This window comes from Erwinia rhapontici (assembly GCF_012271765.1).
GTDB classification, from domain to species: Bacteria; Pseudomonadota; Gammaproteobacteria; order Enterobacterales; family Enterobacteriaceae; genus Erwinia; species Erwinia rhapontici.
The window spans coordinates 18,986-30,789 of sequence record NZ_VRKO01000015.1; the positions used below are offsets into that span (position 1 = coordinate 18,986).

The 11,804-nt window shown below is 54.7% G+C and carries 12 protein-coding genes; 10 read left to right on the forward strand and 2 right to left on the reverse strand.

Going from position 1 to position 11,804, the window contains the following annotated elements; genetic code table 11:
* Window positions 1–11: 11 nt before the first annotated feature.
* From FVB43_RS15740 to ubiA, 6 genes are all read left to right on the forward strand, one after another.
* Window positions 12–659, forward strand: a complete 648-nt coding sequence (locus tag FVB43_RS15740) for a YjbF family lipoprotein (protein ID WP_133846955.1) — start codon at window positions 12–14, stop codon at window positions 657–659.
* Complete coding sequence (locus FVB43_RS15745; RefSeq protein ID WP_167864285.1) at window positions 656–1,411, forward strand: capsule biosynthesis GfcC D2 domain-containing protein; 756 nt, start codon at window positions 656–658, stop codon at window positions 1,409–1,411. Before FVB43_RS15740 ends, FVB43_RS15745 begins: the two co-directional genes overlap by 4 nt.
* Window positions 1,411–3,504: a YjbH domain-containing protein gene (locus FVB43_RS15750; RefSeq protein ID WP_133846957.1), complete on the forward strand. Its 2,094-nt coding sequence runs from the start codon at window positions 1,411–1,413 to the stop codon at window positions 3,502–3,504. The genes FVB43_RS15745 and FVB43_RS15750 overlap by 1 nt, the downstream gene beginning before the upstream one ends.
* A gap of 174 nt (window positions 3,505–3,678) precedes the next feature.
* Window positions 3,679–4,095: a phosphate-starvation-inducible protein PsiE gene (gene psiE / locus FVB43_RS15755; RefSeq protein ID WP_062748345.1), complete on the forward strand. Its 417-nt coding sequence runs from the start codon at window positions 3,679–3,681 to the stop codon at window positions 4,093–4,095.
* 105 nt (window positions 4,096–4,200) lie between these two features.
* Window positions 4,201–4,728, forward strand: a complete 528-nt coding sequence (ubiC, locus tag FVB43_RS15760; protein ID WP_133846958.1) for a chorismate lyase — start codon at window positions 4,201–4,203, stop codon at window positions 4,726–4,728.
* A 19-nt stretch (window positions 4,729–4,747) separates the two neighbouring features.
* A complete protein-coding gene (gene ubiA / locus FVB43_RS15765) occupies window positions 4,748–5,596 on the forward strand; it encodes a 4-hydroxybenzoate octaprenyltransferase (protein ID WP_192933176.1) in 849 nt (282 codons plus the stop codon).
* A 48-nt stretch (window positions 5,597–5,644) separates the two neighbouring features.
* On the opposite strand, the gene plsB is transcribed toward ubiA, so the two are convergent.
* A complete protein-coding gene (plsB, locus tag FVB43_RS15770) occupies window positions 5,645–8,068 on the reverse strand; it encodes a glycerol-3-phosphate 1-O-acyltransferase PlsB (protein ID WP_133846981.1) in 2,424 nt (807 codons plus the stop codon).
* Between the two features lie 127 nt (window positions 8,069–8,195).
* Between plsB and FVB43_RS15775 the strand changes: the two genes are divergently transcribed.
* From FVB43_RS15775 to FVB43_RS15790, 4 genes are all read left to right on the forward strand, one after another.
* Window positions 8,196–8,564: a diacylglycerol kinase gene (locus FVB43_RS15775; protein ID WP_133846960.1), complete on the forward strand. Its 369-nt coding sequence runs from the start codon at window positions 8,196–8,198 to the stop codon at window positions 8,562–8,564.
* Between the two features lie 106 nt (window positions 8,565–8,670).
* Window positions 8,671–9,279, forward strand: a complete 609-nt coding sequence (gene lexA, locus FVB43_RS15780) for a transcriptional repressor LexA (RefSeq protein WP_062748337.1) — start codon at window positions 8,671–8,673, stop codon at window positions 9,277–9,279.
* Between the two features lie 82 nt (window positions 9,280–9,361).
* Window positions 9,362–10,684, forward strand: a complete 1,323-nt coding sequence (gene dinF / locus FVB43_RS15785; protein ID WP_167864286.1) for an MATE family efflux transporter DinF — start codon at window positions 9,362–9,364, stop codon at window positions 10,682–10,684.
* Window positions 10,685–10,899: 215 nt separating this feature from the next.
* A complete protein-coding gene (locus FVB43_RS15790; RefSeq protein WP_133846962.1) occupies window positions 10,900–11,109 on the forward strand; it encodes a CsbD family protein in 210 nt (69 codons plus the stop codon).
* An 86-nt stretch (window positions 11,110–11,195) separates the two neighbouring features.
* On the opposite strand, the gene zur is transcribed toward FVB43_RS15790, so the two are convergent.
* On the reverse strand, window positions 11,196–11,705 hold the full coding sequence (zur, locus tag FVB43_RS15795; protein WP_133846982.1) for a zinc uptake transcriptional repressor Zur: 510 nt from the start codon (window positions 11,703–11,705) through the stop codon (window positions 11,196–11,198).
* Window positions 11,706–11,804: the final 99 nt, after the last annotated feature.

The following is an 11,804-nucleotide window of genomic DNA, read 5'->3' on the forward strand; positions in this document are numbered from 1 at the left end:
GACACACACAGTTGCGAAACCTACCACTTCTGCTGCTCTGCCTGCTGCTTCAGGCCTGTACACAAACGCAAAAAGGATTGGGTGAAACCGTCAAGCTGGCTTTTCTTGGCGTCGACGACATCCAGATGACTAACGAACAAATCGACACGATGCCTTACGCCAGCATGTATCTGCGCGTCAACGGCGGCCAGCAAATCTTTGTGGTGCTGGGCTTCAACGAAAATGGTCAGCAAAAGTGGATCACCCGCGATAAAGCCATGGTGGTCACTCAGCATGGTCGTCTGGTGAAAACGCTCGGCCTGGCAGATAACCTCAACGGTGTCAGTAACCTGGATAACGATCCGCTGCGAGATGCCCTGCATCTGACCGATGGCGCGAGCTGGACCCGCACCCTGCGCTGGACCGAGGGCGGCAAGCCGGAGGCGGGCACGGCGGTTTCCCACTTCTCGCGCCAGAAGGATGAAGTACTGCAACTGGCGGGTCAGTCGGTGGCATGCCGCGTCTGGCAGGAAGAGGTGTCGATAGCGGAAAGTGGCGAATCCTGGCGTAATACCTTCTGGGTGGATATCTCCACCGGGCAGGTGCGCCAGTCACTGCAAATGCTGGGGGCAGACTATATCCCTGTTGAATCCACCATCCTGAAGCCTGCGAAATCATGAAAAAAATAACCCTTATTCTCGCAGGGATAGTGGCATCACTGTCGCTGCACGCCCAGGCCGATGGTCGGGTCAATGTCTTTTACCCTGGACAGACACAACCGGTAGTGATCAGCGGAGCGGCCAATCTGGTGCAACTGGTGACCAACCCGGCACTGACGCAGAAAACCTGGTGGCCGGGAACGGTGATCGGCGAAAAACTGGCGACGGCCGTGGCGGTACAGCAGCAACAGCAGCTGCTGACACGCTTGCAGGCATGGCGCGATGAACTCAAAAGTGACGGTGACGGTGAACAGGCCGCTGTGGTGGAAAATGTCCGTCAGCAGATTGCCGGGCTTAAAGTCACAGGGCGTCAGATCGTGAATCTGGACCCGGACTGGGTGCGTTTACGACCGCAGGCTAACCGCACGCTGGAAGGGGAATACAGCCTCTATACCCTGGCAGAACCCACGTCCATTACGCTGGCTGGCGTGGTGGAAAATGCTGGAAAAACACCGTGGGCAGCAGGACGATCTGTGGTTGAGTATCTTGATGCGCACCCGCGAAGGGAAGGCGGTGAACGCAACAACGCGCAGGTGATCTCTCCGGCAGGCGAGGTGACAGAAGTGCCGGTGGCGTACTGGAACCGTCGTCACTATGAGCCGCAGCCGGGCAGCATCCTGTTTGTGGGCTTCTCTTCCTGGAGGCTGCCGAGCGCCTATGCCGATCTTAACCAGCAGATCGTTTCTGTTCTGACGCACCGGATCCCTGACTGATGAAAAAACGTTATCTTCTCAGCCTGCTGTCACTCTCTGTCGCCTGTGCCTGTCAGGTTCAGGCTGCCGGTTATCCGGACCCGATTGGCCCGTCACAGTCTGACTTCGGTGGCGTCGGCCTGATGCAGGTACCGACTGCGCGTATGGCCAAAGAGGGCGAGTTCAGCCTTAACTATCGTTATAACGATCAGTATCACTTCTACTCCTCCTCGGTGCAGCTGTTCCCGTGGCTGGAAGCGACCATCCGCTACACCGATGTGAAAACGCGTGAGTACAGTGCGGTGTCGAGCTTCTCGGGAGATCAAACCTACAAAGACAAAGCCTTCGACCTCAAACTGCGCCTGTGGGAAGAGGGCTTCTGGCTACCGGAAGTCTCCGTGGGGACACGTGATCTCGGCGGTACGGGCCTGTTTGACAGTGAATATCTGGTTGCCACCAAAGCCTGGGGGCCATTTGATTTCACCCTCGGTATGGGCTGGGGCTATATCGGTAACAGCGGCACGGTGAAAAATCCGTTCTGCTCCGCCAGTGAAAAATATTGCTACCGCACCGAGGGTAGCGGCACCGCCGGTTCCGTCAGTGGTAGCGATATGTTCAAAGGGCCGACCGCTATCTTCGGCGGGATTGAATATCAGACGCCGTGGCAGCCGCTGCGCCTGAAAATGGAGTACGAAGGTAACGACTATCAGGATGATTTCGCCGGTCGTCTCGAGCAGAAGAGCAAGTTTAACGTCGGGGCGATCTATCGCATTACAGACTGGGCAGATGTGAACGTCAGCTACGAGCGTGGCAACACCTTTATGGCAGGCTTCACCCTGCGCACTAACTTCAACGATCTGCATCAGACCCAGCGTGATACGCCGAAACCGGAATATAACCCGCAGCCGCAGGAGCGCTTCCTCGATCCAACGGTGACGGCCAATCAGTTGACCGATCTGAAATACAACGCCGGGCTGAATGCACCAAGTATTCAGGTAGAAGGCAGCACGCTATACGTGAGCGGTGAGCAGGCGAAATATCGCGATACCACCCGCGGCGTTGATCGCGCCAACATCATCATGGTGAACCACCTGCCAGAGGGGATTGATACCCTGAAGGTGACGCAGACGCGCAGCCATATGCCGCAGGTGACGACGGAGACTAATGTGGCAAGTCTGCAACGTCAGCTGGCGGGATACCCGCTGGGGCGTGAAGAGACGCTACAGCAGCAACGTGTCAATCCGGTTGACCCGGGGCGCACCGAACAGGGCTTCTTTATCGATGGCGATCGCCTGAACTACAGTTTGTCGCCAGTGCTCAATCAGTCAGTCGGTGGCCCGGAAAGCTTCTACCTGTATCAGCTGGGCGTGATGGCGAATGCCAGCTTCTGGCTGACGGATCATTTGCTGGTCGATGGCAGCCTGTTCGGCAACCTTGCCAATAATTATGACAAGTTCAACTACAACGGCGCACCGGCAGACTCCACGCTTCCCCGCGTACGTACCCATATTCGCGACTACGTTGAAAATAACGTTTACGTGAATAACCTGCAGGCCAACTACATGCGTGAACTCGGCAACGGCTTCTATGGTCAGGTGTATGGCGGGTATCTGGAAACCATGTACGGCGGAGCGGGGGGCGAAGTATTGTACCGCCCACTGGATTCCAGCTGGGCGATTGGCGTGGATGCGAACTACGTCAAACAGCGTGACTGGGACAATATGATGAAGTTCAACGACTATTCGGCGAAGGTGGGCAATATTACCGGATACTGGCAGCCGTGGTTCATGCGTAATGTTCTGGTGAAAGCCAGCGTCGGGCAATATCTGGCTGAAGACAAAGGGGTTACCGTTGACGTTTCGAAACGCTTTGACAGCGGGATTATCGTGGGCGCTTACGCCACGAAAACCAACGTCTCAGCAGAAGAGTATGGCGAAGGCGATTTCACCAAAGGCTTCTACATCTCCGTACCGATGGATGTCTTTAGTGTTTCACCAACCCGTGGTCGTGCGCAGGTCAACTGGACGCCGCTGACGCGTGATGGCGGCCAGATGCTGGGCCGTAAATACCAGCTGTACGATATGACAACCGATCGCGACCGCAATTACCGTTAACCGCCGGGCCAGGCATGCCTGGCCCCTACGAAATGTAAGGGTCGGGCACGCCCGGCCCGCAGCCAGTACAATGCATGCGTTATCCATCATCGAAATGTTGTGATCTGCATCACGCTCAAGCATATTGTTATCCGTCGGCATTCACGACGGATAACAATGACTTTGAGGCACACCATGACGTCCCAGGAACGTAACACGCCCGCCACCCGGCTGGCCTTTGCCCTGCAAATGGTATTAAACACAGGCCTGATCGTGCTGGCCTGTATTCTGATCATCTTTCTTGGTAAAGAGACCATCCATCTTGGTAACGTGCTGCTGAATACCGGAGAGCAGACATCGTCTTATCTGCTGATCGAAGGTATCGTGATCTACTTCCTCTATTTTGAGTTTATCGCACTGATCATTAAGTATTTTCAGTCAGGCTATCACTTCCCGCTGCGCTACTTTGTCTACATCGGGATCACGGCGATCATTCGTCTGATTATCGTCGACCATAAAAACCCGTTCGATACCCTGGCCTACGCCATTGCCATTCTCATCCTGGTTATCACCCTTTGGCTGGCGAACAGCAACCGCCTGAAGCGGGAATAACTCGCCAAACCAGCCACAAAATCGTGGCTTTTTGCCGAGCTTTGATAGGTTTGCCGCCAGGGTCTGCGTTACACTGACGCATCGAAGATTTTGCGGAGAAGTGTTATGGCTGAGAACGCGCTGTCGCTATTGCGCGCGATCAACTGGCTACCAGATTCATCACCCCTGTTAACCGCCCCCCTGCTGGACTGGCTGCTGGAAGTCGATTCCATGACCCGTCGTTTTGAGCGTCACTGCCAACAGGTGACGGTTAACCTGCTGCGTGAAGGATTTGTCAGTGCCCAGGACGCAGCAGAGGATACCGCCCTGCTGCCAACAGAACCACGTTACTGGTTGCGGGAAATCGAACTGTGCGGTGACGGGGTTCCCTGGCTGGTGGCGCGCACGCTGGTCCCAGAGTCGACCCTGAACGGCCCGGAGCAGAAGCTGCAACAGCTGGGCACCATCCCTCTGGGTCGTTACCTGTTTGCCACCTCTACCTTAACGCGTGATTTTATTGATGTCGGCCACAGTGCTGAACTGTGGGGGCGGCGTTCACGCCTGCGTTTATCGGGCAAGCCGCTATTATTGACCGAACTGTTTTTACCCGCTTCCCCGCTCTATGCCAGCGTGGCGGCAGAAGGGGGACAGTAGCGTGGAGAGAAGTCTGCAAATGAGTAAGCTTTCGGCCTATAGCCGTCTGATGCGTATTGATAAACCGATTGGTTCGTTGCTGCTGCTGTGGCCAACGCTTTGGGCGCTCTGGCTGGCTGGCATGAGCATCCCGCCGCTCAATGTGCTGCTGGTCTTTGTGCTGGGCGTATTTTTTATGCGTGCAGCAGGTTGTGTGGTCAATGATTTTGCTGACCGCAAAATCGATGGTTTTGTGAAGCGTACCCGGGAGCGCCCGCTCCCCAGCGGTGCGGTGACCACGCTAGAGGCAAAACTGCTGTTCGCCGGGCTGGTACTGGTTTCCTTTGGGCTGGTGCTGACCATGAATAACATGACCATCTGGCTGTCGCTTGGTGGGTTGGGGTTGGCCTGGCTCTATCCGTTTATGAAACGTTACACGCATCTGCCGCAGGTGGTGCTCGGGGCGGCGTTTGGCTGGGCTATTCCGATGGGCTGGGCGGCGGTAAGTGAAACGGTCCCCTTAACCTGCTGGCTGCTGTTCCTGGCGAATATTTGCTGGACGGTGGCGTACGACACGCTTTATGCGATGGTTGATCGTGATGATGATTTGAAAATCGGCGTGAAATCCACCGCCATTCTGTTTGGACGTTTCGATAAGCTGATTGTGGGGCTGTTACAGCTGGCAACGCTTGGCCTGATGACGCTGGTGGGCTGGCAACTGCATCTCAGCGGCGTATTCTATTGGGCGGTGCTGGTGGCGGGTGTGTTTTTTGTCCATCAGCAGAAGCTGATTGCCGGACGTCAGCGCGATCGCTGTTTCCAGGCCTTCCTGAATAATAACTGGGTAGGGTTGGTGCTGTTCGTTGGCGTGGTACTGGGGATCGGATAAAACGCGTAGGGGCCGATCATCTGTTTCGATCGGCCCACCACACTGACATCAATCGTGCTCTACGGCACTCTCAATGGTCATTCTCACATCCTGAGTTATCAGCTCTGCCAGCAGTTGATAAACCTGCTGTGTCTGCTCAACCTGAGCATCACCGGAATCGCTGATATAGCCTTCATCACGCAGCGTTAACACCAGCGATGTAAACACCGCTTTGTCGAAGAACTCCGGCGCGTTAATACCATGCAGCACGGACAGACGCTGTGCCATGGTACGGCTCTCTTTTTCCAGCGTGCCACGGTTAATTGCGGGTTTCGCGCTGAGGATAGAGAAGGTAATCGAGTAACGTTGCAGGGTTTCGCGCACGCCGGCAGCCAGCAGTTGCAGGGTACGGAAACGACCGGCACTCAGACGCAGACTACTCTCTTCAGCAATCAACAGCCCCTGACGGGCCATTTCAGCCACCAGTGAGTCGAGTACCTGGCCCAGTTCATCGGTGCTCCAGCGCAGGAAAAGCTCACTCTTCAGCATTGGGTAGATCACCGTGACCTGGCGCAGAAGCTCGGCGCGGGTGATTTCACGGTGCTGCATCAGAATGGCGGCAATCAGCGACGGCATCACCAGCATGTGATGAATGTTGTTGCGATAGTAGGTCATCAGCACGGCCTGCTCACGCGGCAGTACCACGATCTCGCCGATGCTATCCTGCTCCAGCTCGAATTTGTTCATGCTCAGCGCATGTTCCAGCAGTGCCTCTGGCGTCATATCCGGCACGGTGGAATCAGGCGAGTACGGCACATTGCGCAGCAGTTGCACATAACAGTCGAGCTGTTCGGTCAGCTGCTCGCGGGTCATCGAACGCTGGCGTGATGCCAGCAGCGCAGTCACACACAGGTTCATGGCATTGGCTGCCCCTGCATTGTTAATCCGCACCATGACTTTCTGCGCGATGTCGTTCACGGCCGGGGTTAACCAGGCTGGACGCTGGGCTTCAATAGGATCGATAGCCTCACGCCACTCTGGTACCTGCTGATTCAGATACGCGACCAGCGGCAGCGGCTCACCAAAGTTCACATAGCCCTGACCGAGATTACGCAGCTTACGCAGCCCGCGCACCATCGACATAAAGCCTTCTTTCTCTTTGGTCGCACCGCGCAGCTCTTTGGCGTAAGTTCCCACTTCCATCACGTGTTCGTAACCGATGTAAATCGGTACCAGCGTAATAGGGCGGTTACCTCCACGCAGCATCGCCTGAATCGTCATCGACAGGGTGCCGGTTTTCGGATCCAGCAGGCGGCCGGTACGTGAACGGCCGCCTTCCACGAAGTATTCGACGGAATAGCCACGGGTGAACAGCTCACCAAGGTATTCACGGAACACCGTGGAGTAGAGCTTATTGCCCTTGAAGGTACGACGAATAAAGAAAGCGCCCAGGCGACGGAAAATCGGGCCCGCTGGCCAGAAGTTCAGGTTGATCCCGGCGGCAATATGCGGCGGCACCAGACCCTGGTGATACAGCACATAGGAGAGCAGCAGGTAGTCCATATGGCTGCGATGGCAGGGCACGTAGACAATTTCATGTCCGTCCTGTGCCAGCTGGCGCACGCGCTCACCGCCGTTAACGTTAATCCCCTGATACAGCTTGCTCCAGGTCCAACCCATGATACGGTCGGTCAGACGAATCGCTTCGTAAGAGAAGTCAGCGGCGATCTCTTCCATCAGCTCAACGGCATTCTGCTGGGCTTTTTCATGGGAGATTTTTTTGCTGCGTGCTTCGTCTTCAACCGCTTTGGCGATCGCTTTAGACTGCAACAGCTTGTTGAACAAGTCCTGGCGCACAGGCAGACGCGGCCCCACGGCCGCTAAACGCTGGCGGGCAAAGTGCATACGCGCCACACGGGCCAGCTTCTGCGCGATGATTTTATCTGTACCGTGCTCGGTGGCCATATGGCGCAGCGATACCATCGGTGAGAAGCGCACAAAACTGTCACGTCCCAGCCAGATGACGGCAAAGAATTTCTGGATACCATTCAACATGCGCAGATGCGGCTGTTCGTCACCCTGTACCTCACGGCCCGGCGCACGACCAAACATCACTGATACCGGCACCATTTGCACATCCAGATCGGGATGATTGCGGTGCAGATCGAGATAATCGTGGAACAGCTTGACCGACTCAAGATTCGGAACAAAGTACGGGAACAAGCGCGGGCCATCATGAATAAACACATGGCGTGGCAATACCGTACCGTCGATCTCCAGAGGTTCCAGAGGATCGGGCAGGTCTTGTTTGCGACACTGCTCACGCAGTGCAAGGAGATCGGCCTTTGAATCATAAGGCAGCACATACATAATAGGGCGCGACGTATCAAGCCCGAGTTCGGCAACCGGCTCAGCCGGAATTGCTTTACTTTTTACCAGTAGTTTTACTGGAAGATTCAATAAGTTATAATATAATTTACGCCAACCTGACATAGACAACATGAAGCCTCTTGTTAGCAAAGCGCCGCAAGCATACCAGAAAGCGCCAACAGAATCTGTGGTGTTAAAAAACCTGTAGTTCCACTCATTGACGTTAAACTTCTCAAAGGGTTCCCTGATTATGGCAAATAATGTCACCGGACTGACGCGAATCATAAAAGCAGCCGGGTATTCGTGGAAAGGCATCCGCAGCGCGTGGCAGCATGAAGCCGCTTTTCGTCAGGAAGCCGTCGCGGCGATCATTGCGATTATCATTGCCTGCTGGCTGGACGTAGATGCCATTACCCGTGTGCTGCTGATTGGCTCGGTCATGCTGGTCATCATTGTCGAAATACTCAACAGTGCCATCGAAGCGGTCGTCGACCGTATCGGCAGTGAAATACACCCCCTTGCAGGCCGGGCCAAAGATATGGGTTCTGCGGCCGTGCTGTTGACTATCTTGCTGGCAATTTTTGTTTGGATCATGCTGTTAGTGCCACATTTGCGATGAGTTTTCCAAAAATCGCCACAAACTGCATTTCGCCCAACTTTAGGTTTTCAATGTCTAAATACCTGTATATACTCACAGTCGACTGTATAAACAACCAGGGGGCGGAATGAAAGCACTAACGGCGAGGCAGCAGCAGGTTTATGACCTGATTCGCGACCACATTAATCAAACTGGTATGCCGCCGACGCGCGCAGAGATCGCTGCGCAACTTGGTTTCCGTTCCCCGAATGCGGCTGAAGAACACCTGAAGGCCTTAGCCCGTAAAGGCGTGATTGAGATCGTTTCTGGTGCTTCCCGCGGTATTCGCCTGATGATGGAAGAAGAAGACGGTCTTCCACTGATTGGCCGGGTTGCCGCCGGTGAGCCACTGTTGGCAGAGCAGCACATTGAAGGGCACTACAAAGTTGACCCTGACCTGTTCAAGCCTGGCGCTGATTTTCTGTTGCGCGTCAGTGGGATGTCGATGAAAGACATCGGTATTATGGACGGCGATCTGTTAGCGGTACATAAAACGGAAGATGTGCGTAATGGGCAGGTTGTGGTTGCGCGCATTGATGACGAAGTGACAGTGAAACGCCTGAAAAGGCAGGGTAATACGGTGCAACTTTTACCAGAAAACCCGGACTTCAAACCTATCATTGTCGACCTGCGTCAGCAAACGCTGACTATTGAAGGTCTTGCTGTCGGCGTTATTCGCAACGGCAACTGGCTGTAATCGTTACTCCCCGCTAAATCCTGCGCGCTGCTTCTGTGGCGCGTATTATCATCTGTAATCGCTTTAGCTCTGATGGGTTCTGATGAAACTGCTCACCTCTGCGGATAAAAGCCTCTGGCGGCTGGCGCTGCCGATGATCCTTTCTAATATTACCGTGCCACTGCTTGGTCTGGTCGATACCGCCGTGATCGGCCATCTTGATAGCCCGACGTATCTTGGTGGGGTGGCGATCGGCACAACCGTAACCAGCTTCCTGTTTATGCTGCTACTGTTTCTACGCATGAGCACCACCGGGCTGACTGCCCAGGCATTTGGAGCCAGTGATAAATCCGCACTGGCACGTGCATTGATGCAGCCGCTGCTGCTCGCTTTGCTGGCCGGCCTGCTGTTTATCCTGCTAAAAACACCCATCACTCACTTTGCTCTGGGCCTGACCGGTGGCAGCGAAGACGTTCTGCACCAGGCGGCACTGTTTATGCAGGTGCGCTGGCTCAGTGCTCCCGCAACGTTGGCCAATCTCGTGCTGCTTGGCTGGCTCCTTGGGGTGCAGTATGCGCGTGCCCCAGTGATCCTGCTGGTGGTGGGTAATCTGGTCAATATCCTGCTGGATCTGTGGTTTGTTATTGGCCTGAAGTGGGGTGTGCAGGGCGCGGCAGCGGCTACCGCAATAGCTGAATATGTCAGTTTTATTGTTGGTCTGCTGCTGGTATGGCGGGTGATGAAACTGCGTGGTCTGTCAGTAGGGTTGATGCTGAGTGCCTGGCGCGGGGATGTGGGGCGCCTGCTGCGCTTAAACCGCGACATCATGCTGCGTTCTCTGTTGCTGCAAATCTGCTTTGCGTCGCTGACTATCTTTGGTGCCCGTCTGGGGAATGATGTGGTGGCGGTCAACGCGGTATTGCTGATGTTCCTCACCTTTACCGCCTATGCACTGGATGGCTTCGCCTATGCGGTTGAGGCCTGTTCTGGAGAAGCCTATGGCGCGCGCGACAGTAAGCAGTTACTCAGCGTCTGGCATGCTGCCTGTCGGCAGTCGTTACTAGTTGCAGCAGGGTTTTCTCTATTTTATGCCCTGTTTGGTGAGCAAATTATCGCGCTGCTGACGTCTCTGGAACCGCTTCGCCAGCTTGCCGATCGGTATTTATGGTGGCAGGTGCTGATGCCATTAGCGGGTGTGGGCTGTTATTTGCTGGATGGGATGTTTATCGGTGCCACCCGCGCCAGTGAGATGCGCAACAGTATGGCCGTCGCAGCACTGGGCTTTGGTTTGGCGCTGTTTAGCATGCCGTGGCTGGGTAATCATGGTCTGTGGCTGGCAGTCACGTTGTTCCTGCTGCTGCGCGGTGTCTCCCTGTGGGTCATCTGGCGTCGTCACTGGCGTAAGGGAACCTGGTTCGCGCAGTGACACATTTGGTTACGTAACGCGCCGCTTCGCTAGTTCACTGAATTCTAGGTGTTTTTAGTGATTTCTACCGCTTTTGCCAGCGGGTTAACGGCCAGTGCGTGGTTTCTCTACTACAATTATCTTTGTCTCAGGCAAATAACCAGATGATCGTCTGGTTTAACAGTTGGTTTTTGAGGCATTAAAGCTGTTTTAACCCAAGGTAGAGGAATCACATTATGAATAAAGACGAAGCCGGCGGTAACTGGAAACAGTTTAAAGGTAAAGTGAAAGAACAATGGGGTAAGCTGACCGATGATGACCTGACGGTCGTTGAGGGTAAACGCGATCAGTTGGTGGGTAAAATTCAGGAACGCTACGGCTATCAGAAAGATCAGGCCGAAAAAGAGCTGAGTGATTGGGAAACCCGTAACAACCACCGCTGGTAAAAACAGCGGACCCTTTCAGGACGATGCTCCTACCCAGGCACAAGGACAGTGCCACTCACCTCTTTCTCCTCCCTCACAAAATTTGACTAACGCCCGCGTTTTTTACTCTGCACACTATGATCGTGCTGGCACGCATCCTGATGGGTGCAGGCTTCAATCTCCCCGCATTTTTCACAGAAACCATGCGCCTCAATCACGCTATGTCCCAGGGTAAAACCGGACTTCAGGGCCAGCGATTTCAAAATATCTTCCACGCCATTAGCATGCTGCTCGGCCACTGAACCGCAGCGGTCACAAATCAGCATGGCTGAGGTGTGTGATGGTTCTTCAAAGTGATGACAAACCACATAGCTGTTGGTGGACTCCACGCGATGGATAAAGCCCTGCTCCAGCAGGAAGTCCAGCGCACGGTAGATGGTAGGAGGCTTTGCCTGAGGTTCAGAGGCACGCAGTAAGTCCAGCAGATCGTAGGCGCTGATGGCCCCATTCTGCTCACTCATCAAACGCAGAACTTCAAGACGCTGCGGCGTGAGTCGCACGCTGCGTTGCTGACAGATGACTTCCGCCTGCGACAGGATTTTTTCAGCACTGGTCATATTCATTGTTCCCCCTCAGGCCATATCAGGATGTTATTTTATCACGTCTGCAACAAAACGCCGAGTTCACCTTCAGGCGGCCCTCTGTCACGTGTACAG